General features: G+C 63.2%; 19 protein-coding genes and 1 pseudogene. 6 read left to right on the top strand and 14 right to left on the bottom strand.

Going from position 1 to position 20,126, the window contains the following annotated elements; all coding sequences use genetic code 11:
- Positions 1-38: 38 nt before the first annotated feature.
- The 14 genes and pseudogenes from FJ867_RS17780 to FJ867_RS17715 all read right to left on the bottom strand — a co-directional run bounded on the left by FJ867_RS17780 (position 39) and on the right by FJ867_RS17715 (position 12,739).
- Positions 39-755: an amino acid ABC transporter ATP-binding protein gene (locus tag FJ867_RS17780; RefSeq protein WP_140818245.1), complete on the bottom strand. Its 717-nt coding sequence runs from the start codon at positions 753-755 to the stop codon at positions 39-41.
- Positions 756-834: 79 nt separating this feature from the next.
- Positions 835-1,638 (bottom strand): transporter substrate-binding domain-containing protein, encoded by an 804-nt coding sequence (locus tag FJ867_RS17775; RefSeq protein ID WP_140818085.1) that lies wholly within the window; start codon positions 1,636-1,638, stop codon positions 835-837.
- Positions 1,639-1,699: 61 nt separating this feature from the next.
- Positions 1,700-2,356 carry an amino acid ABC transporter permease gene (locus FJ867_RS17770; protein WP_140818083.1) on the bottom strand — a complete coding sequence of 219 codons (657 nt, stop codon included), beginning with the start codon at positions 2,354-2,356 and terminating at the stop codon, positions 1,700-1,702.
- 10 nt (positions 2,357-2,366) lie between these two features.
- Positions 2,367-3,038 carry an amino acid ABC transporter permease gene (locus FJ867_RS17765; protein ID WP_140818080.1) on the bottom strand — a complete coding sequence of 224 codons (672 nt, stop codon included), beginning with the start codon at positions 3,036-3,038 and terminating at the stop codon, positions 2,367-2,369.
- Between the two features lie 176 nt (positions 3,039-3,214).
- Complete coding sequence (locus FJ867_RS17760; RefSeq protein WP_140818078.1) at positions 3,215-4,270, bottom strand: amidohydrolase family protein; 1,056 nt, start codon at positions 4,268-4,270, stop codon at positions 3,215-3,217.
- A 49-nt stretch (positions 4,271-4,319) separates the two neighbouring features.
- Positions 4,320-5,087 (bottom strand): hydratase, encoded by a 768-nt coding sequence (locus FJ867_RS17755; protein WP_140818076.1) that lies wholly within the window; start codon positions 5,085-5,087, stop codon positions 4,320-4,322.
- A gap of 18 nt (positions 5,088-5,105) precedes the next feature.
- Complete coding sequence (locus FJ867_RS17750; protein ID WP_140818075.1) at positions 5,106-5,855, bottom strand: SDR family oxidoreductase; 750 nt, start codon at positions 5,853-5,855, stop codon at positions 5,106-5,108.
- Between the two features lie 24 nt (positions 5,856-5,879).
- Positions 5,880-6,983 (bottom strand): isocitrate/isopropylmalate dehydrogenase family protein, encoded by a 1,104-nt coding sequence (locus tag FJ867_RS17745; protein ID WP_140818073.1) that lies wholly within the window; start codon positions 6,981-6,983, stop codon positions 5,880-5,882.
- A 213-nt stretch (positions 6,984-7,196) separates the two neighbouring features.
- Positions 7,197-8,090, bottom strand: coding sequence for a LysR family transcriptional regulator (locus FJ867_RS17740; protein ID WP_024504879.1), 894 nt, complete (start codon positions 8,088-8,090; stop codon positions 7,197-7,199).
- Positions 8,091-8,330: 240 nt separating this feature from the next.
- Positions 8,331-8,432, bottom strand: a pseudogene (locus FJ867_RS29060) (protein-L-isoaspartate(D-aspartate) O-methyltransferase); the annotation flags it as partial.
- 81 nt (positions 8,433-8,513) lie between these two features.
- The gene (locus FJ867_RS17730) at positions 8,514-9,356 is read right to left on the bottom strand and encodes a fumarylacetoacetate hydrolase family protein (protein WP_140818071.1); all 843 of its coding nucleotides are present in this window, start codon (positions 9,354-9,356) and stop codon (positions 8,514-8,516) included.
- Positions 9,357-9,506: 150 nt separating this feature from the next.
- Entirely contained in the window at positions 9,507-10,121 is a 615-nt protein-coding gene (gene leuD / locus FJ867_RS17725; RefSeq protein ID WP_140818069.1) for a 3-isopropylmalate dehydratase small subunit, read from the bottom strand.
- A 2-nt stretch (positions 10,122-10,123) separates the two neighbouring features.
- Positions 10,124-11,554 carry a 3-isopropylmalate dehydratase large subunit gene (gene leuC, locus FJ867_RS17720; RefSeq protein WP_140818067.1) on the bottom strand — a complete coding sequence of 477 codons (1,431 nt, stop codon included), beginning with the start codon at positions 11,552-11,554 and terminating at the stop codon, positions 10,124-10,126.
- 438 nt (positions 11,555-11,992) lie between these two features.
- Complete coding sequence (locus tag FJ867_RS17715; RefSeq protein ID WP_140818065.1) at positions 11,993-12,739, bottom strand: SDR family oxidoreductase; 747 nt, start codon at positions 12,737-12,739, stop codon at positions 11,993-11,995.
- A 484-nt stretch (positions 12,740-13,223) separates the two neighbouring features.
- On the opposite strand from FJ867_RS17715, the gene FJ867_RS17710 reads away from it, so the two are divergent.
- The 6 genes from FJ867_RS17710 to FJ867_RS17685 all read left to right on the top strand — a co-directional run bounded on the left by FJ867_RS17710 (position 13,224) and on the right by FJ867_RS17685 (position 19,848).
- Entirely contained in the window at positions 13,224-13,991 is a 768-nt protein-coding gene (locus tag FJ867_RS17710) for a glutaredoxin domain-containing protein (RefSeq protein ID WP_024504884.1), read from the top strand.
- A 157-nt stretch (positions 13,992-14,148) separates the two neighbouring features.
- A complete protein-coding gene (gene trxB / locus FJ867_RS17705; RefSeq protein ID WP_032899518.1) occupies positions 14,149-15,087 on the top strand; it encodes a thioredoxin-disulfide reductase in 939 nt (312 codons plus the stop codon).
- Positions 15,088-15,457: 370 nt separating this feature from the next.
- Positions 15,458-16,459, top strand: a complete 1,002-nt coding sequence (locus FJ867_RS17700; RefSeq protein WP_140818063.1) for a tripartite tricarboxylate transporter substrate binding protein — start codon at positions 15,458-15,460, stop codon at positions 16,457-16,459.
- A 181-nt stretch (positions 16,460-16,640) separates the two neighbouring features.
- A complete protein-coding gene (locus tag FJ867_RS17695) occupies positions 16,641-17,159 on the top strand; it encodes a tripartite tricarboxylate transporter TctB family protein (protein WP_140818061.1) in 519 nt (172 codons plus the stop codon).
- Between the two features lie 26 nt (positions 17,160-17,185).
- Positions 17,186-18,685 (top strand): tripartite tricarboxylate transporter permease, encoded by a 1,500-nt coding sequence (locus FJ867_RS17690; protein WP_140818059.1) that lies wholly within the window; start codon positions 17,186-17,188, stop codon positions 18,683-18,685.
- 326 nt (positions 18,686-19,011) lie between these two features.
- Positions 19,012-19,848: an SDR family oxidoreductase gene (locus FJ867_RS17685; RefSeq protein WP_140818057.1), complete on the top strand. Its 837-nt coding sequence runs from the start codon at positions 19,012-19,014 to the stop codon at positions 19,846-19,848.
- The last annotated feature ends 278 nt before the right edge of the window (positions 19,849-20,126 follow it).

Here is a 20,126-nt window from a genome sequence, read left to right as displayed (position 1 = left end):
CCGTCGCCGCTTTCAGTACAGGACGGCGCACGCCATGTTCAATGGCTGATCTGGCTGAGGAACGCCTTGGTGCGGGCTTCCCTCGGATTGTCGAAGAAGGTGCCCGGCTCGCCCATCTCGACGATCTCGCCCTGGTCCATGAAGATGACGCGGTCGGCGACCTGGCGGGCGAAGCCCATCTCGTGGGTGACGCAGAGCATGGTCATGCCTTCGTTGGCCAGTTCGATCATGGTGTCGAGGACTTCCTTGACCATCTCCGGGTCGAGCGAGGAGGTCGGCTCGTCGAACAGCATGATCCTGGGGTTCATGCAGAGCGCGCGCGCGATCGCCACGCGCTGCTGCTGGCCGCCCGAAAGCTGGGCGGGATATTTGTCGGCCTGTTCGGGAATGCGCACGCGGGCGAGGTATTTGCGCGCGGTCTCCTCCGCCTTCGCCTTGGCGATGCCGGAAACCTTCATGGGCGCCAGGGTGCAGTTTTCGAGCACTGTCATGTGCGGGAACAGGTTGAACTGCTGGAACACCATGCCGACGTTGCGGCGCACCGCCTCGACGTTCTTCGGCCCGGCGGTGAGTTCGATGCCGTCGACGACGATCCTGCCGCTGCGGACGTGCTCGAGCTGGTTGATGCAGCGGATGAGCGTCGACTTGCCCGAGCCGGACGGGCCGCAAAGGACGATTCGCTCGCCTCTGCGCACCGTCAGGTTGACGGCCTTCAGCGCATGGAAAGCGCCGTAGTATTTCTCGACGTTTTCCATGCTCACCGCGAGCGAGACGGTTGCGTTCGCCTGTTCTGAACTCACGTGGACATCTCCCTGCGGCCGGCCGTGCCGGAACCTACTTCTCGGCGTTTTCGATGAAGGCCGGCAACGGCGCCTTCATCCATTGCTCGTGCAGCTTGCCCAGGCTTCCGTCCTTCTTCTTCCCGTTGAGGAAGTCGTTGACGGCGGCAAGCAGCTCGGGCGAGTCCTTGCGCACGACGATACCCTGCGCCTGCTGGCGCAGCAGGAACTTCTTGGTGAAGCGGTCGGGCGCCGTCTTTTCGATCTGGCCGATCGCGATGTCGGCAACGCCGAGCAGCGGCACCTGGCCGGAGATCAGTGCCTGCGCGGAGGAGGCGTCGTCGTCGTAGCGCTGGACGTTGGTGTCGGCCGCCGCGATTGCCGTGACGGCGGTATCCTGCGTGGTGCCGCGGGTGACGCCGATCGTCTGGCCCGCGAGGCCCGCCTTGTCGGTGATGGCGATATCCTTGTCGCCATAGACGAACTGCTCGAGACCGGCATAGGGCACCGAGAAGTTGACAACCTTGAGGCGTTCCTCGGTGATGCCGAGCGTGGCAAACAGCACGTCGGCCTGGCCCGACAGCAGGTACTGGATGCGGTTGGCCGAGGTCACCGGCAGGATGGTCAGCTTGACGCCGATGCTGTCGGCGAACTCCTTGGCGAGATCGGGATCGTAGCCGACGGCCTGGCCGTTGGAATCGAGCAGGCCGAAGGGTGGGTAATCGACCAGCGAGCCGACGGTGATCGTGCCTTTGTCCTTGATTTCCTTCAAGGTCAGGGCTGAAGCCGGCATCACGGTGACGGCCGCCGCGACCGCGACGCTCGCGACGAACGTCAGAGCATTTTTCCAGAGTGTCATCGGTGTATCCTCCCTTTCAAAAATGGATCCCCGACATCGAGGGTCCGGACAATTCGAGACGTCAGCGTTTCGCCAGAGCGACGTAACGCCCTTCCATGCGCCGGGCGTAGACCGAAAGCGGCCAGCACAGGCAGAAGTAGATGATGGTCACCAGCCCGTAGACCTTGAGCGGCGAGTAGGTCGCGTTGTTCATGATCTGCGCGGCGCGCATCAGCTCGACGAAGCCAATGATCGAGGCGAGCGACGTGCCCTTGATCAGCTGGACGAGGAAGCCGACGGTCGGCGCCACCGCGATGCGCGCGGCCTGCGGCAGGATCACCGATTTCATCCGACCGGAATAGGACAGGCCAAGCGCCCAACTCGCCTCGCTCTGGCCTTCCGGCACCGCCTGGATGCAGCCGCGCCATATCTCGCCGAGAAAGGCGGCGGCGTGCACGGTAAGCGCCAGTGCGGCCGCCACCCAGGGGCTGACGCCGAAGCCGATGATCTGCAGGCCGAAATAGGTGAGGAAGAGCTGCATCAAGAGCGGCGTGCCCTGGAATAGGCGAATGAAGCCGAGCGCCGGCAGGCAGAGCAGCCGGTATTTCGACACCCGCGCCAGCGCCACCACGAGTCCGCCGACGGCGCCGCCGGCAAAGGCGACGGCCGAAAGCGCCATCGTCCACTGGACGGCCAGAACGATGAACCAGAATTCCTGTATGCCGAAGGGGCGGATCATGACCTCGCTCCTACCGGCTCAAGGGATAGTTGAAGGCGAGGCGCTGGATCAGGCGGAACAGGCCGGAGAAGCCGAGCGACATGACGAGGTACATGCCGGTGATGACAAGATAGACCTCGAAGGCGGTGAAGGTGCGCTGCTGGATGTCGTTGCCGGCGGCGGCCAGGTCCGTCGCCGAGATCACCGAGACGACGCTGGTCGACAGCATCAGGTAGACGAACTGGCTGGTCAGCGCCGGGTAGATGGTGCGCACCGCCTGCTTGAGGATGATGTAGCGGAAGATCTGCAGGCGGTTGAGCCCGAGCGCGACGCCGGCCTCGACCTGGCCTTTGGCGATGGATTCGATGCCGGCCCGGATGATCTCGGTGGCGAAGGCGCCGACATTGACCACCAGCGCCACGATGGCGGCGGTGTTCGGCGTCATGCGGATGCTGAATTCGGGCAGCGCGAAATAGATGAAGTAGATCTGCGCCAGGAAGGGTGTGTTACGGATGAGCTCGATATAGGCATCGATCAGCCAACGCAGCGGGGGCGGCCCGCCGGTCTTGGCAAAGGCCAGCACGACGCCGACGATCAAGCCGAGAATCGTGGCGACGAACGAGAGCTGGATGGTGATCCACGCGCCCGTCAGAAGATGGTCCATGTTCGCGAACACGGGCGCGAATTGGAGCTGATACTGCATGACCTCCCTAATTTCCGGCTGCTCCAGAAATGCCTGCCCGCCACGCTCCGATCCGCCGACCGCGCGCGCCTCCCTATCGGGGATAGCTTAAGCCGGCGGCGCGATGCAGGGATATTATCGGTTCGGTTCCCCCCACCTCGCCAAATGTGCTGGCTGGGCGCCGCCCGCGCGGCGGTTCAATCCAGCCGGTACACGCGCCGCGCGGTGCCGGCAAACAGCGCGCGTTTCTCGCCGTCGGATGCGCCGGAAACGATGCGCTTGAAGGCGTTCCAAAGGGCGGCATAGCCGATGCCCATCCGGTCGACCGGGAAGTTGCTCTCGAACATGGCGCGGTCGGCTCCGAAGAGTTCGATGCAGGTCTCGATGTAGGGACCCCACATGGAGGCGAGTTCGGCCGAGGTCGGCGGCGCGGGCCGGGTGTTGTAGTCGTAGGCGGCAAGCCGCATCATCATGCCGCCGAGCTTAATCGAGACGTTCGGGCAGGTGGCGAGTTCGGCCATCGACGCCTTCCAGGCGGCGAAGACCTCGTCCTTGCGGCCGGCATAGGGGCCGTAGCCGAGCGGGCAGCCGCAATGGCCCATGACGATGCTGGCCTCCGGAAAGGCGCGCGCGAGGTCGGTGACGTCGGCGAGCTGGGGATGGTAGAGCCAGGCGTCGAAGGATAGGCCCATGGCGACGAGCCGGGCAAATCCGGCGCGGAAATGCGGCTGCCCGTAAAGCCCGGGCGCGATGCCCGGAAAGCTGTTGCCGATGATCGGGTCGGCATCCCACCCGCCTGAGTGGCGGATGCCTCGGAAACGACCGCCGCCGGCCCGTACATGCGCCTCCAGGACCGGCGCGACGCCGTCGCCGAGCATCAGGTCGGCGAAGCCGACGATGCCGGCCGCAACACGGATCGGCCCGTAGATGCCATTGTCGCACATGGCGGCGATGCCGGCGGCGACCTCGGTCTCACCGACGGGCTGCATCTCCTTCGGGCCGAAGGCGCGATCCCATTCGTAAGCGTTCATGTGAACGGTGGCGACGACCGTGTGGCCGCTGTTGGCATCGGCGAGGAACTCGTCGAGCATGTAGCGGTGGCCGCTGGTGGTGCGAAGGTCCCAGAGATGATGATGGGTGTCGATGATCTCCAATTCGGGGTCGAGAATGACCTCCGGCTCTGCCGTCGCCAGCCAGGCTTCGTCCGGCGGGAAAATACGGCCGTATCGGGTGGGCAGTCTGGACGAACGCATCGGTATTCCCTGTCTCATTTTTTGTCAGTGGACCGTGAAGCCGGCGGCCTCACGGAGCGGGCACGAGCCGGCAATGCAATGCCGATCCCGTGCCGGTGACGGCGAGTTCGCACGGCGCCGCGACGTCGAACGGTTGCGTCAGCGTGCCGGTGAAGACCACGCCGCTACACCTCCGGACCTGTCCCCGTTCGCGCAGATGCGCGATCAGGTGGCCGAGCACCGCGAGCGTATCGGGCAGATCGTCGCCGCGCAGGCCGCGGGCGCGCAAATGGCCGTCGACCGTGACGCCGGCATGTGCGGCGATGTCGCCGATCGCGTCAAGATCGACGGTTTGGCCCAGGACCACCGCATGCGACACGCAATTGTCGGCGATCGTGGCCGGCACGCCGATGCGCTGGCGGTCGGGAAGGCGCGAGGAGACGATTTCGAAGCCGATATGCGCGGATTCGATCAGGTCTGGGGTGACGACGGGTCCGGCGTCACACGCCAGCACGAGCGCGATCTCCAGTTCGATAGTGACGCTGGCATCGCGGGGCACGATGACGTCTTCGCCACTGACGTGGCGGCGCGGCGCCAGGATGCGCCCGAAGATCGGGCGGGAGAGACCGGCGCCGCGATAGAAGTTGCGCCCGGCGAGGCCGATCTTCCAGCCGACGACCGCATGGCCGAGGAGCGCGATCAGCCGGTCCTGGACATCGTAGCCTTCGGCGAGGCTGCGCGGCCGTACGTCGGCGCGCAATCCGGCCGGCTGCGCACCGGCGCGCCATGCGCTCGCCAGTCCCTCTGCCGCGCTGTCGGGATCGAAGCTGTCGCTCATGTTGTCAACGGCCCGTCATCAGGCGAAGAAGACGCCGCCATTGACGTTGACGATCTCGCCGCAGAAATTGCTCGCCCCCTTCGTGCATAGGAAGGCGATCGGCCAGGCGATCTCCTCGGCGGTGGCCATGCGTCCGAGCGGAAAGTTTTCGCGCGGAAAGTCGATGTTGGCGCTGAACGGCGTCACGACCGGTCCGGGGGCGACGCCGTTGACCAGAACGCCGCCCGGCGCAGCCTTGCGGGCAAGCAGGCGGACCAGCGCGTGCAACCCGCCCTTGGAGGTGACGTAATCGGGCGGCGTCGTCGTCAGCGTGCCGCCGTGCCAGCCGGCCAGCGAGCCGATGAGGATCAACCGGCCGCCGCCGTTCCCGGCCATGTGGGCGATGCCGGCGTGACCGAGTTCGATCGGCAGCCGGACGTTGACCGCCATGGTCCGGGCGAAGCGGGCTTCCCAGTTTGGGTCCTGGTCCCAGGGAATCTGCGTCGGAACGATGCCCGCGCAATGGACGACCGCGCGGACCGGCCCGGAGGCGAAGAGCCGGGCTATGGCGCCGGGCGTCAGGAGGTCGCCCTGGACCGTTTCGGGAACGACGTTGTGGGCGATGAGATCGGCACAGGTCGCGTCGAGGCTCGAGACATCGGCGAGCAGCAGGTCGGCGCCGAGGCCGGCGAGAGCGCTTGCCGTCGCCCGGCCGATCCCGCTCGCCGCGCCGGTGACGACAATGCGCTGGCCGCTGAGGTCGAGCGCTTCGGGAAGAGATAGTGCCATGAATTCCACCCTGAAGCTGGCGTTTCAGACCCTGGCGCGCGGTGCCAGCCGCTCGATGATCGCCCGGGCGATCGCGCCCGTGCCGTCGCTGCCGCCAATGTCATAGGGACGAACCGAGCCGGCGGCAAACGCCGCGTCAACGGCGGTCTCGATCTCGTCGGCTGCTTCCAGGCAGGCCTCGCTGCTATGGCGGGCGCCGAGCCAGTCGAGCATCATGGCGGTCGACAGGATCATCGCGACCGGATTGGCGATGCCCTGGCCGGCAATGTCGGGCGCGGTGCCATGGCAGGGCTGGAACAAAGCGTGGTCGTCGCCGATATCGGCCGACGGCGCGAAGCCCATGCCGCCGACGAGCCCGGCCCCCAGGTCCGACAGGATGTCGCCGAACATGTTCTCGGTGACCATCACGTCGAAATCCCACGGCCGGCGGATGAGGTCGAGCGCGGTGGCGTCGATCGAATGCTGGGCCGCCGTGACGTCGGGATGCTGCGAGGCGACCTCGAAGAAGATCTTGCGCATGAAGGCGAACGACCGGAACACGTTTGACTTGTCGATGAGCGTCACCGTGCCCTTGCGCTTGCGCCGCCGGGCGCGTCGCTCGGCGAGCTTGAAGGAGAAGTGCGACACCCGCTCGGTGACGTCGCGCGTGATCCGCATCGTGTCGGTGGCGACCTTGTCGTCGGTCACGATGCCCTTGCCGCGCGAGGCAAACAGCCCCTCGGTCGATTCTCGCACCAGCGCGAAATCGATCTCGGAAGCGCGCGGCGAAGCCAGAGCCAGCGGCACGCCGGGAATGGCCCGGATCGGGCGCAGGCCCGCGTAGAGCTTCATGCGAAAGCGCATGTCGAGCTGGGGGGCTGGCTCGGTGCCGTCGGGATGGCGGATGTCCGGCGAACCCATGGCGCCGAACAGGATGGCGTCGGCCCGTTCGGCCGCCTCGAATCCCTCTTCAGTCATGGCGACGCCGGTCTCCTGATACTGGCGCGCGCCGCCATTGACGCGCTCAATCTTGAAGCCGATGTCGTGACGCTTCTCGATCGCCTCCAGCACCGCCGTCGCCGCCTCCATAACCTCGACGCCGATGCCGTCGCCCGGCATGATCGCGAGCCGAAAAGAGTTCTCTCTCATGAAATTCTCCCGGAGCGCCGTATCTCCCCGACGGGGATGGACGCCCACGCTTTGAATGGATGCATCGCGCTTGCCGAAGACCGGTTTGCGATCCTGGACCCGATGCTGGTGAACACGGCGCGACGTTATGATGGCTGCCGCCGACGCGACAGTATCGGTTCGGCAGGCCCCCCTTATCAAACAGCGACGATCGGCGGCGGCTGGCGATCACCGCTATGGGACGGACCGCAGGTGATCGAGCATGAACAGCGCTGCGGTCGTCAGCTGTCGGTCGTTGCGGACGCAGATGACGTGCGGACGCGTCGACCATTCGTCGAGCAGCGGAATGGCGCAGACCCGGTCGTTGCCGACTTTGTCGGCCAGCACGCCGTCCGGCAGGATAGTGATGCCGAGCCCGGCCTCGACCATACGCACGGCCGATTCGAAGGTCTTCACCTCGATGCACGTCTTCAGCGTCATGCTGAGCGCGTCGGCCGCACCCGCGAGCAGGGTGCCGAGCGAACTGGTGACGGCGAGCCCGACATGGTCGAAGCCGAGCGTGTCGGCAAAGCGCACCCCGCCCGACGTGCTGAGCGGGTGGCCGGCCGGAACCAGAACCACCAGCTTGTCGTGCCTGTAGTCGAAGACATCCAGCGCATCCGGGAAGGCCATGTTGCCCGCGAGGATACCGATGTCCGTCAGGCCCTCGATCGTCGCCTGCAGGACGCCGAGGCTCGAATCCTCGACCAGGATGATCTTCACCGAGGGATAGGCCTTGGTGAAGCTGGCGATCTGGCTCGGCATGTATTGAACGATGGCCGAGGTGTGCGCGTGAATGCGCACCTGGCCGGCGACGCCGGAGGCGAAGGTGCTCATCTCCGAGGTCATCCGGTTGATCTGGCTGAACAGGGTCGCCGCGTGCTTGGCGAGCATCTCGCCGGCGGGCGTCGCCTCGACGCCGCGCGAATGCCGATAGAACAGCGGCGCCCCGAGTTCCGATTCAAGCGAGTGGAGGCGCTTGCTGATCGCCGACGACGCGATGTTCTCGCGCGCCGCCGCCTTGCTGATGTTGCCCAGATTGTAGACGGCAAGGAAGATTCTGAGCGTCGTGAAATCGGGATGGAACATGCCGTTCTGCCTTTGTTGGGTGGAACCGCTAGTCCTTAAGCGACAATCCGGCAGCGTCAAGCGCGGCCGGATTGGGAACGGTTGGCGCCGCGCGTCAGTCCTCTTCGGGCCCCGCATTGTTCGCCGATGAGCGGGAGGAACCGGCCGCCGCCGAAATCCTCCTCCCTGTAGGTCGCGGCTGCCCTTCGTGCGGTCCTGACGAGACGCTGGCTGTAGGGTCTTCGCCGACGGGATCAAGAGCCGGCCACCGATGTCGAGCTGTTCGCGCAGGGCGGGCGGCGGGGCGGGCGCGGTAGCCGCCACCAGGATGGCGTCGAAGGGCGCGGCGTCCGGCCAGCCCATGGTGCGTCGCCCGCGCGCACCGCGACGTTGTCGTAGCCGAGTTTTCCGAACCGTTGCCGCTGTGCAGGGCGTGTGCCCCTGTCAGCCTTGGTAGAACTCCTGACGCTGCATGCCGAGGCCCTCGATGCCGAGCGTAACGACGTCGCCTGCCTTGAGGAAGATGTTCGGTTTCTGGCCTAGGCCGACGCCAGGAGGGGTGCCGGTGGAGATGATGTCTCCCGGCAGCAGGCTCATGAACTGCGACAGGTAGGACACCAGATAGCGGACGCCGTAAATCATCGTTTTGGTCGAGCCGTCCTGGAATTTGCGCCCGTTGACCTCGAGATGCATCTTGAGGTTCTGCGGGTCGTCGATCTCGTCGGCCGTCACCAGCCACGGGCCGGTCGGTCCGAACGTATCGCAGGACTTGCCCTTGGTCCACTGGCCCTGACGTTCAGCTTGGAAGGCGCGCTCGGAAACGTCATTGATGGCGCAATAGCCCGCGACATAGTCCATCGCCTCGGCCTCCGACACGTATTTTGCCGTCTTGCCGATGACGACGCCGAGCTCGACTTCCCAGTCGGTCTTGAGTGATCCACGCGGGATTTCGACCGGATCGTTGGGGCCGACAATGGCCGACGTGGCCTTCATGAAGATGATCGGCTCCGGCGGCACCGTCGCGCCCGTCTCTGCGGCGTGGTCGGAATAATTCAGGCCGATGCAGATGAACTTGCCGGTGCCGGCAACGCAGGCACCGAGGCGCGGGTTGCCTTCGATCAAGGGCAAGGTCATCGGGTCGATGGCGCGTAGTGCGTCAAGACTTTCCGGAAGCAACGTACTACCGGCAATGTTGGCCACCTTGCCAGATAGGTCGCGGATGCGGCCGTCCTTATCGAGCATTCCGGGCTTTTCCTGGCCCAACGGGCCATAATGCAACAACTTCATTTTAGGGGTCACTCCTCGACATGACTTCTCGTTCTAAAGACGTAGTCGGCAGTCGTGGCGGCCGCAAAAGCCGGAAGGTCGCGGCCGATAGACAACAAGTTCCTTGCTACGCCAAACCTGCCATTTGGGCGATGAAGGCATTCGCGCTTATCAGTCCGGAACGGTCCAGCCCTGCTCGGCCGCGTGGCGCTTCTCGAAGGCATCGATTTGGTCCTTCTGTAACAGCGTGTAGTCGAGTTCGTCGATGCCGTTTAGCAAGCAGTGCTTGGAGAACTCATCTATCTCGAAGGAATGGACCGCTCCGTTCGGGGCGGTCAGAGTCTGTGCGGCGAGATCGACCTCAATGGTCGCCCCCTGTTGTTCCTTGAGCTGGATCATGATGCTGCTGATTGCGTCGCGTTTCAGTACCACTGGCAGCAGACCGTTCTTCAAGCTGTTGGAGAAGAAGATGTCGCCAAAGCTTGGCGCGACGACAACCCGGAAACCATAATCCGCAACCGCCCAGACGGCATTTTCGCGCGACGAGCCGCAACCGAAATTATCTTCGCCAACCAAGATCTCGCCGTGGCGATAGGGTGGCGTGTTGAGTACAAAATTTTCCCGCTCCTTGCCGCCGTCGTCGAAGCGCAGATCGTGGAAGAGATATTGGGAAAAGCCCTCGGCGCGGGGTTTCGAAAGGAAGCGCGCCGGCAGGATCTGGTCGGTATCGACATTGACGCCAGGAAAGGGAACGGCGGTCGCCGTGACCGACTTGAACGGTTCCATGGTCATTCTCCTCGCTGAAACTGGCGAACGTCGGTGAGGTGGCCGGTGATAGCGGCTGCGGCCGCCATGGTCGGGCTCATCAAGTGGGTACGTGCGCCGCGGCCCTGTCGGCCGACGAAATTACGATTTGAGGTCGAGGCGCAGCGCTTGCCGGAAGCCACGGTCTCGCCATTGGTTCCCAGGCAAAGCGAACAGCCCGCCTCGCGCCACTCGAAACCGGCGTGGAGGAAGATGCTGTCCAGCCCCTCAGCCTCCCCCTGAGCCTTGACCAGGCCAGACCCAGGCACGATCCAAGCTTCGACTCTCGGATGGACCGTCCGGCCTTTGACGACCGCCGCGGCGGATCTCAAGTCCTCGATCCGGCCATTGGTGCACGAGCCGATGAATACCCGGTCGACCGGGATTCCAGCCAGCAACGTGCCGGGTTCGAGTCCCATATATGTAAGCGCCTTCGACATGGCTTCGCGGCGCTCGGCGGTGTTGGCGCGATCCGGGTCTGGCACTAGCGCGTCGATTGGAGCGACGTCCTCAAGGCTCGTGCCCCAGGTTACCATCGGCGCGATCTCGGCCGCGTCGAGTGTGACTTCCCTGTCGAACACGGCGTCGGGATCCGAGCCGAGCTGCGACCAGCGCTCGACCGCCTTGTCCCAGGCTTCTCCCGAGGGCGAATAGGGCCGGCCCTTCACATAGTCGAACGTCACCTGGTCTGGCGCGATCATGCCGGCGCGCGCGCCGGCCTCGATCGACATATTGCAGACGGTCAAGCGGCCTTCCATGGTCAGATCACGGATGGCGGAGCCGGCATATTCGATGACATAGCCGACCGCGCCAGCGGCGCCGATCTTACGGATAATGGCGAGAATGACGTCCTTGGCGCTTACGCCGAAGCCCAGTTCGCCCTCGACGGAAATTCGCATGGATTTCGGTTTGCGCTGCCATAGCGTTTGGGTGGCCAACACCTGCGTTGCCTGCGTCATGCCGACGCCGAACGCCAGAGCGCCCAGCGCGCCGTGCGTCGAGGTATGACTGTCGGCGCAAACGATGGTCATGCCCGGCTGGCTGATGCCCTGCTCGGGGCCGATGACATGCACGATGCCCTGCCGGCTGTCGGCAAGTTCAAACACGGTGAAGCCGAGCTCCTTGGCGTTCTCCATCAGCGACTCGACCATGCCGCGGCGCTCGGCGCTGGGAATGCGCGCAACCTGACGCACGTCAGTCGGCACGTAGTGGTCGGGCGTGCCGAAAATTTGATGAGGAGCTCTCGGGCGCAAGCCGCGCGCCCGCAGGAACTCGAATGCTGGCTGATAACCGTCGTGGATGAGATGCCGGTCGACATAGAGCAGCGTCTCACCGTCCGCGCGGTCGAGGATGCTGTGCTGCGACCAGATCTTGTCCAGCATGGTGAGAGCCGCGCGAGGCCGGCCTAAGCTCATTATATTTTTCTCCCATAGGAAGCAGATCAAACGAAGCAAGCAACCAAAGGCGGTGATGCTCAGCCGCAGCCGGTGAGTAGCATGGCGCCCGCCGATACGTTCGGGGCCATTTTCTAACGTAGTGACGTCCGCCCCAAGGAGTCTTTGTTGGGAAGGGTGTCATCGCAACGCGCGATGACTGGCGATTGTCGCACCGAGTTGATCGGCTCACCATCGATTCTGGCCAAGGCGTGTCGGGTGGACAGCTTCCCCTCCCGACGCTCGTCCACGGGCGCATCCAACCCGACTCCCGGCAACGGGCGTCGATCCGAACAGACCGTCCAAACTACTTCTCTTCAAGCAACACGGGGGGCCCCTGGGGCTTGGAAGCCAGTGCAGTTAGCTGGCTCCTAACAATGCCGCATCTCTTTCAAGGGACAGGCCCGCCGAGCGGTCATCTCAAAGCTGGCTCTTGCCCCCGTCAACGACGATCTCGGTGCCCAGCATGAAGGACGAGGCGTCGGAGGCGAGGAAAAGCGCCACTTCCGCCTGCTCGGATGGATCGGCGGCGCGGCCGATCGGCACGCGTGCCTGAACGGTCGCCAGCGCCTTTTCGGCGCCGTTGGCGAACGGTCCTTCGCTGGTGAACACGGCGGTCTTGGTGGGTCCTGGCGACAGGCAGAAGACACGGATGCGGCGCGACAAGAGGTCTGCCGAAATCGCCTTGGCTAGGGCCAAGGCCGGACCCTTCGAAGCCGCGTACAGTGCCATATTGGGCTGACCGGTCTTGGCGGCGATCGACCCCGTCAGGATCACCACGCCGCAATCGCGCATGAAGGGTGCTGCCTTTTGGACCGTGAAGAACTGGCCTTTGGTGTTGACAGCAAAAAGCTTATCGAAATCCTCGCCGGTCCAGTCGGCGAACGGCTTGAACACGGTGATGCCGGCATTGGCGAAGACGATGTCGATGCCTCCGAGCGCTTCCGAGGCAAGCACCGCACCAGCCGCGATGGAGTCCAGGTCGGAGACGTCCATGTGGACGCCGACACTACCCGGACCCAGCTCGGCTGCCAGCGCCTGGGCTTTCTTGCCGTCGCGTGCGCAGAGCGCCACACGCGCGCCTTCGCGGACGAATGTCCGCGCCGCAGCAAGCCCGATGCCGCTCGTTCCGCCGGTAATCAGCGCAGTCTTACCCGCAAGTCGCATTCACAATCCCTCAATGTTGGCGCCCGCATCCGTCTGGTGGTGAGAACCTACGGGAGGCGGCGGGTGGTAGGAGCCCAGCTCATCTTCGCCGGCACACCCCCGGGCCAAATGGAGCATGCCCCGCTCTGATAGCGTTTGACCGGCTGCTCGGCATTGAATGCTCTCTTTGCCCCTTCATGGTTCAGACGAGAGCGCCGACGCGGACGTGGCGCCAGTCTCGGCCTCTCTTAAAAGCAGGCTTCCATGATCGAAAGTCGCAAACGGGAAGGAAAGCATCGTGCCCGACGATGCCGCGGCCCGGCACATCGCCGATCACGATGCCCCCCTTCCCGAATGGCGTCTTCAGTTGCTGCCCACGACGCTTTAGACAATCCGGGGACGCTACAGTTTGCCGGCTGATCCCGACTGGGATCGCGTGGTCCGCCGCGCCGCACGCAAGTCGAAGGATTTCAAGATTCTCGGTTCAAGAGCAGGAGATTTATACATGTACACCGATCCGATCAGGGTTTTCTGGGTGCCTGGATGCTCGGCCTGCGTCAAGACGAAGGAGTTCCTGACCAGTCTCGGCGTGCCGTTCGAATCCGTGAACCTGCTCGAGAACGAGCAAGGCGCAGCCGACCTCGCCAAGCTCGGCGCGAAGTCTTTGCCTGTCGTATCGCGCGGCGAGAAGTTCACCTTCGCCCAGTCGCTCGACCAGGTCGCCGAGTTCGTCGGCAGGAAGCGAGACGGCGTCGAGCGACTGCCGCCTGAAGAGCTCCATCGGCGCTGGCAGGAATTTCTCGCGGTAGCGAGATCACTGATCGTGGAGATTCCGGTGGACAAGCTCGGCCACCATCCCATTCCGAACCGCCTGGAGCGAACGGTCCTTGGCCTTGCCTATCACATCTTCCAGATACCTGACGTGTTCGTCCGCAACGTCGCGGGAGAATTCGAGGATTGGGCGCACTACGTCAATCTTCCCGCGCCTGATGACATGAAGAACAATGCCGACATCCTTGCTTTTGCCGACGCATCGATCGCGACCCTGACGGGCTGGTGGGATGGCTTGCAGGACCGCGCCTGCCTATGGACCGTCCGGACTTATTATGGCGTGCGTTCGGGCTGGGAGGTACTTGAGCGCCAGACCTGGCACTCGGCGCAGCATACGCGCCAGTTGCAGGCGGTACTCGAAGGCTTTGATATTCCTCTCTCCAAGACTGTCGACGCGAAACTCTATGACGGTCTGCCGATGCCGGTCGCCCTCTGGGAATAGCGCCGCCCCGGTTGCCAACGACGGCCTCTCCCGCCATGCCAGCTGATGGCTACGTCGGACCGCTGCTTTTCGGAGCGGGCGCGAGGCAGCGGATAACCGAGGCGGGCGGGCAATACCGTCGAGCCGGGCAAACCCACCAGCAATCCTGGGCGAACGAATGAGCACACGGGTCATCATTATCGGGTCGGGGCCGGCGGGCTACACCGCCGCCATCTATGCGGCACGCGCGCTGTGCAATCCCGTGCTGATCTGTGGGCCGCAACCTGGTGGACAGCTGACGGTAACCACGGATGTCGAGAACTATCCGGGATTCCCCGACATCGTCCAGGGCCCATGGCTCATGGAGCAGATGCAGAAACAGGCGGAACACTGCGGGGCGACTATCGTCACTGACCATGTCGAAACCGCCGATCTCAGCGAGCGGCCGTTCAGGGTAATTACGTCGTCCGGCAAGCGCTACGAGACCGAGGCGCTCATCATCGCGACCGGCGCCCAGGCCAGGTGGCTTGGCCTGCCTTCGGAAGAGCGTTTCCGCGGCTTCGGTGTCTCCGCTTGCGCTACATGCGACGGCATATTCTTCATCCGCAAGCACGTCGTGGTGGTTGGCGGGGGCAACACCGCGGCCGAGGAAGCGCTATTCCTCAGCAAATATGCGTCTAAGGTCACGCTCGTGCACCGTGGTGCCAGTTTGCGAGCGGAGAAAATCCTGCAGCAACGACTGTTCAACGACACGAAAATCGAGGTCGTCTGGGAGCATGTAGTGGATGAAGTTCTAGGCAACGAAGAACCGGCGCTCTCCGTCGAAGGCATTCGCCTCAGGCATGCCAGAACGGGTGCCGTGCAGAACCTGCCTGCCGACGGGCTGTTCGTCGCGATCGGCCACAGCCCGTCCGTCCGGGTCTTTGGCGACCAGCTCCGACAGAAGCCCGGTGGCTACATCTGGGTTGAGCCTGGATCGACGCGCACCAGCGTTCCGGGCGTCTTTGCGGCAGGCGATGTAAGCGACGATGTCTATCGGCAGGCGGTAACCGCTGCCGGCCTCGGCTGCATGGCCGCCATCGAGGCGGAACGGTTCCTCGCTCACCCTCATTCGTAATGCTTGCGGCTGCGCAACCGGGCCTGGCTCGCTCTACCATGCTTTGCCATATTCTCTCCGCTCCGCCGTCTATCGGTAAAGCATACCGCGGCACCTGGCTCCGAGCAGAAGCCTTATCCTCGCAGTGTGCGATGCCGGCATAAGAATCTACGACTCACCTTTTTGCGCCGTTTCTTTTTATAAGGTCGCCGTACTGCGCCGTCGGCCATGCCGTCGCGAAGTGCCGCGGGAGGCCAAGAGGAACGGTGGTGGGCTTTTAGTTGGCGGCAGGAATTCGGGTGCGCTGTCTACGGTTCCTTTGGGACGTGACGCTAGCAAAGTCTCGCTGCGGGATGGAAGCCTCGAAGAAGCAATAAAAAGGGAGAGAAGAATGATTGGATCCTACAAAAAATCAGCCCATGCCATGCTGGCAGCGCTGTCGCTGGTACTGCTGTCGCTCGCTGGCGCCAACTGCGCCAAGGCGGCTGATGACTATCCGAACAAGCCGATCGAAGTAATCGTCGGCTACCTCCCCGGTGGCGCAACCGACTTCGCCGCCCGCGTCCTCGCCGAGTCACTGTCGACCAGCCTCGGACAGCCGGTGATCGTCAATAACCGCCCCGGCGCCTCTTCGGCGATCGCCGTTGATGCCGTCAAGCGCGCGGATCCAGATGGCTATACGCTTCTGTTTGGCAACAACGACGCGATTGCGATACTGCCGGCCGTCAAGCCGGACGTGGCCTACAAGATCCCAGACGACCTGACCTTCATTTCTCGGGTCGTCGAGTTTCCACTGGTGTTCGCTGTCAGCACGAAGCTGCCGCTCAACGCCATGAAAGATTTCGTCGAATACGCGAAGGCCAATCCCGGCAAGTTCAACTACGGCTCTTCGGGTGTTGGCGGTTCGCTGCACATTGAGGGTGTGCGTATGGCCCTGGCGGCAGGCATCGACATCACCCACGTCGCCTACAAAGGTGCTGCCGGTGCTGTGACCGACCTCGTCGGAGGCCAGATCGACGGCATGTTCGGCACGGTGAAGGACATCTCCGCCCATCTTAACACTGGCACCATCAAGCTGCTGGCCGTGACCTCTCCCGAGCGCGTACCGGTAGTGCCGGATGTGCCGACTTTGGCCGAAGCCGGCCTCGGCGACGCCACCGTCACGGGCTGGTTCGCCCTCATGGGTCCCGCGAACATGCCTAAGGAAGTCACCGACAAGCTGAGCAAGGCCGTCGCCGACGCCTTGGTCAAGCCGGAAGTGGCAAAGCGTCTGGCTGACTCTGGCCTGTATACGTCGCCGCTTGCCGGCGCTGAGTTCAAGGATTTCGTGGTCAAGCAACTCGACACGTTCAAGACCATCGCCGAAAAGCAGAACATCCGGATTACCGATTGACGGTTCGTCGCGGGCGGCTCATTCGTTTTGGGCCGCCCTAAGTCTGGCATGAACGTTGCTCGCGGATTGGAGTTTTCGATGCGAAATCCGCCAATCGCCCCATATCGCCAAGCGGCATCAAGCACCCCGAACCAGGCAGGTTCTGACCTGCCATGGCTCCTGCTGCTTCGGCCTATGATTTATGCACCGGGTCCTCACGATGCCATCTCAACTTGAAAAGCCGAGAGACGCGATCAGTGGGACGCTGGTGCTCGCCACCGGTGCAGCGTTCCTTTACTTCGGTCGCGGGTTGACGGTCGGCAGCGCTTCGCGAATGGGGCCGGGCTACTTTCCGATCGTTCTGAGCCTGCTGATGGTCGTTCTGGGGCTTGCCATCATCGTTAACGCATTGCGTTCAAAAAGCGGGGCAGGCGAGGCGCTGACGATCCCTTGGCGTGCGCTTGTCCTCGTCCTGGGCTCGATCATGGTCTTCGCCCTAACCCTCAAAGGGCTCGGCCTGTTCATCTCGCTGGCGCTCTGCATTCTGGCGACGACCATGGCCAGCAGCTACACGAAGTGGATCCCCTCCATCACGCTAGCCCTCGTGCTGTCTCTCGTCTGCGCCTTCCTTTTCGTCTATGCGCTCGGATTGCCCATCCCGATCATCGGGCAATGGCTATCTTTCGGCTACTGGTGGCCTTCGGCTTCCCCCAGCCCGTGAAAATCACCAGCTGAAGAACATTTTTCATGGACTTCTTTTCCAATCTTGAGCTTGGTTTCCAGACGGCACTGAACCCGTGGAACCTGCTGTACTGCTTCGTCGGCTGCCTGCTAGGCACAGCTGTCGGGGTCTTGCCGGGTCTCGGGCCGGTGGCAACAATTGCCATGCTTCTGCCGCTGACCTTCAGCCTGTCGCCCGACACGGCGATGATAATGCTGGCCGGCATCTACTACGGTGCGCAATACGGAAGCTCCACCACCGCCATCCTGATCAACCTGCCGGGCGAAGCCGGCTCGATCGTGACCGCGATTGACGGCTACGAGATGGCCAAGCAGGGCAGGGCGGGTCAGGCGTTGGCGGTGGCGGCACTGGGTTCGTTCTTCGCCGGAACGGTCGCAACGCTCATCCTGGCGCTGTTCGCTCCGGTGCTGGCCGGCTTTGCGCTGAAGTTCGGCCCGGCAGAGTATTTCTCCCTGATGGTGCTCGGCCTCGTTGCATCAGTTACGCTTGCGTCAGGTTCGCTGCTCAAGGCGTTCGCGATGATCGTGCTGGGCCTGCTGCTTGGCCTGGTCGGGACCGATGTCGAGAGCGGCACGCTGCGATACACGTTCGGCATACCGAGCTTGGCCGACGGGCTCGATTTCGTCGCGCTCAGCATGGGCGTATTCGGTATCAACGAGATCATCTTCAACATCGAGCATGAGCAGAAGCGCAACGTAATTGTTCGCAAGGTGAGCAAACTCATGTTGACGGCTGCGGAGCTCAAGGGCGTCATAGCCCCGGTCTTGCGAGGGACTGGCATCGGCACCGTGCTTGGGATCTTGCCCGGCGGTGGCGCAGTCCTGGCATCGTTCGCGGCCTATGCGGTCGAGAGCCGTGTCTCGAAAAACCGGTCGCAGTTCGGCAAGGGCGCTATTCAAGGGGTCGCGGCGCCAGAAAGCGCCAACAATGCCGGCGCGCAGACCTCATTCATCCCGATGCTGACGCTCGGCATCCCCTCTAACCCGGTAATGGCGATGATGATCGGCGCGTTGGTTATCCAGGGCATTACACCTGGCCCGAATGTCGCCACTGAGCAGCCGGCCCTGTTCTGGGGTCTGATCGCCTCGATGTGGGTCGGCAATCTGATGCTGGTCCTGCTTAACCTGCCTCTGATTGGCATATGGGTGCGGATGCTGATGGTGCCGTACCACTACCTCGCTCCGGCGATCGTTGCGATTTGCTGCATCGGCGCTTACAGCGTCTACAACGACTCGTTCAGCATCTACACAATGGCCCTGTTCGGCCTCGTCGGCTACATCCTGATCAAGCTCGACTTCGAACCAGCGCCGCTGCTGCTCGGCTTCGTGCTGGGACCGATGCTGGAGGAGAACCTGCGGCGGGCAATGGTGCTTTCCCGTGGCGACCCGACCGTGTTCCTCACCCGGCCCGGCAGCCTCATGCTGATCGTTCTGGCCGCGATACTGTTGGTCCTGGTGCTGTTGCCCAGCATACGCTCGAAGCGCGAGGAAGCGTTTCAGGAGTGACTTCGGGTAGGAGGGAAAAACCGGCGCGTCAGACATCTCAGCCAGCGATTGAGTCCTTCCAAAAATGGTGTCGCGCAGGTCTTGACAGAGTTGCATGGGAGCTATCCGAATTGCGGACGGTCGACCGACGCGATTGGCAAGTGACGCCGTGGCCAAGGATGAGCGCTGGTGGCATCGTCCGAGACGATGCATCACTTCCCAATCGCGACTGGGGCTAACGCCGTCGTATCATTATCAGAACTGCGTCGCCTCCTGGGCGACTAGTTGGCCCGTTGTCATCGGAACGTTCCCGATCGACGGACTAAGCCACGCAATTGGGAGGATTTATGCCGTATTCGGATTTCAAGGGGAAGGTTGCGATCATAACGGGGGCCGGTGCAGGTATCGGCCTTGCCATTGCTGAAGCGCTTGTCAAGGAAGGGGTGCGTGTTGCTGGTATGGATATCAATCTGGATGGTGTGAGCCGGGTTGAGCAGCGCGTTGGGAAAGACAAGTTCCTTGCCTTGCAGGTCGACATCACTGATCCGGCGAATTGCAAACGGGGCGTGGATGCTGCTGCAGAGCATTTCGGTGGATTGCATGTCCTCATCAACAATGCCGCGCTCGGCATGAACGCCGTGCACCCACGTTACGAGACTCTCCCCTTGCAGATCGAAGACGTCAGCGAAGAACTGTGGAAAAAATTCATGCTGACCAATGTCTGCGGCACGTTCAACATGTCGCGCCAGGTCGTTCCGCGCCTGCGTCCGCAGAAATGGGGCCGCATCATTAACGTCAGCACGAGCTACTTGACCATGATGCGGCCGGGCTTTTCCCCCTACGGACCGTCAAAGGCGGCTCTCGAAGCATGGTCGATGATGCTGTCACGCGAACTCGATGAATCAGGCATCACCGTCAACGTCGTGTTGCCTGGCGGGCCGGTAGACACGGCCATGGTTCCCGATAGGGATGGCCTTGATCGCGAGACGCTTATCCGCCCCGAGATGATGGCTCCGATGATTCTGGCGCTCTTGACCAGCGAGGGCGACAAAATAACCGGCAAACGCTTCCTCGCGGTCGATTGGGACAATACGATCAGCGACCCGCAGCTTCAGACCCACCGGACCGCGGCCTGGCCGGAGCTAGCCACTCCGCTCGCAGCGTTGGCGCCGAAGAAGGGGTGAATGTCCTCCATGGACTAACCTCCCATGTACAGCGTGGCGGGAGGGGAACAACCAGCCAGACAAGGGATTTGCCTCTTTCCGGCAAGGCAGCTCTCCTCGAGGGAGGTCGGGTCGTTGACCGGCTTGATAAAGTTCTGAAAACCGCTGAAGCGGGCGCGTGCCCAGTTGGGCAAAAGATGCGTCCGTCATGGCAGACCGCACGGCCTCAACCAGCGGATAAACGATCACCAGAACCAGAAGTATGGCGATCGGCGCCAACAGCAAATAGGGCAGCCCTT

The sequence above is a fragment of the Mesorhizobium sp. B2-5-3 genome (genome assembly GCF_006441005.1).
In the GTDB taxonomy this organism is placed as follows: domain Bacteria; phylum Pseudomonadota; class Alphaproteobacteria; order Rhizobiales; family Rhizobiaceae; genus Mesorhizobium.
This window is presented reverse-complemented; position numbering and strand designations above follow the sequence as displayed.

Coding starts and splice junctions, on each gene's coding strand:
- FJ867_RS17780 (WP_140818245.1), bottom strand. CDS start 755: ATGGAAAACGTCGAGAAATACTACGGCGCTTTCCATGCGCTGAAGGCC.
- FJ867_RS17775 (WP_140818085.1), bottom strand. CDS start 1,638: ATGACACTCTGGAAAAATGCTCTGACGTTCGTCGCGAGCGTCGCGGTC.
- FJ867_RS17770 (WP_140818083.1), bottom strand. CDS start 2,356: ATGATCCGCCCCTTCGGCATACAGGAATTCTGGTTCATCGTTCTGGCC.
- FJ867_RS17765 (WP_140818080.1), bottom strand. CDS start 3,038: ATGCAGTATCAGCTCCAATTCGCGCCCGTGTTCGCGAACATGGACCAT.
- FJ867_RS17760 (WP_140818078.1), bottom strand. CDS start 4,270: ATGCGTTCGTCCAGACTGCCCACCCGATACGGCCGTATTTTCCCGCCG.
- FJ867_RS17755 (WP_140818076.1), bottom strand. CDS start 5,087: ATGAGCGACAGCTTCGATCCCGACAGCGCGGCAGAGGGACTGGCGAGC.
- FJ867_RS17750 (WP_140818075.1), bottom strand. CDS start 5,855: ATGGCACTATCTCTTCCCGAAGCGCTCGACCTCAGCGGCCAGCGCATT.
- FJ867_RS17745 (WP_140818073.1), bottom strand. CDS start 6,983: ATGAGAGAGAACTCTTTTCGGCTCGCGATCATGCCGGGCGACGGCATC.
- FJ867_RS17740 (WP_024504879.1), bottom strand. CDS start 8,090: ATGTTCCATCCCGATTTCACGACGCTCAGAATCTTCCTTGCCGTCTAC.
- FJ867_RS17730 (WP_140818071.1), bottom strand. CDS start 9,356: ATGAAGTTGTTGCATTATGGCCCGTTGGGCCAGGAAAAGCCCGGAATG.
- leuD (WP_140818069.1), bottom strand. CDS start 10,121: ATGGAACCGTTCAAGTCGGTCACGGCGACCGCCGTTCCCTTTCCTGGC.
- leuC (WP_140818067.1), bottom strand. CDS start 11,554: ATGAGCTTAGGCCGGCCTCGCGCGGCTCTCACCATGCTGGACAAGATC.
- FJ867_RS17715 (WP_140818065.1), bottom strand. CDS start 12,739: ATGCGACTTGCGGGTAAGACTGCGCTGATTACCGGCGGAACGAGCGGC.
- FJ867_RS17710 (WP_024504884.1), top strand. CDS start 13,224: ATGTACACCGATCCGATCAGGGTTTTCTGGGTGCCTGGATGCTCGGCC.
- trxB (WP_032899518.1), top strand. CDS start 14,149: ATGAGCACACGGGTCATCATTATCGGGTCGGGGCCGGCGGGCTACACC.
- FJ867_RS17700 (WP_140818063.1), top strand. CDS start 15,458: ATGATTGGATCCTACAAAAAATCAGCCCATGCCATGCTGGCAGCGCTG.
- FJ867_RS17695 (WP_140818061.1), top strand. CDS start 16,641: ATGCACCGGGTCCTCACGATGCCATCTCAACTTGAAAAGCCGAGAGAC.
- FJ867_RS17690 (WP_140818059.1), top strand. CDS start 17,186: ATGGACTTCTTTTCCAATCTTGAGCTTGGTTTCCAGACGGCACTGAAC.
- FJ867_RS17685 (WP_140818057.1), top strand. CDS start 19,012: ATGCCGTATTCGGATTTCAAGGGGAAGGTTGCGATCATAACGGGGGCC.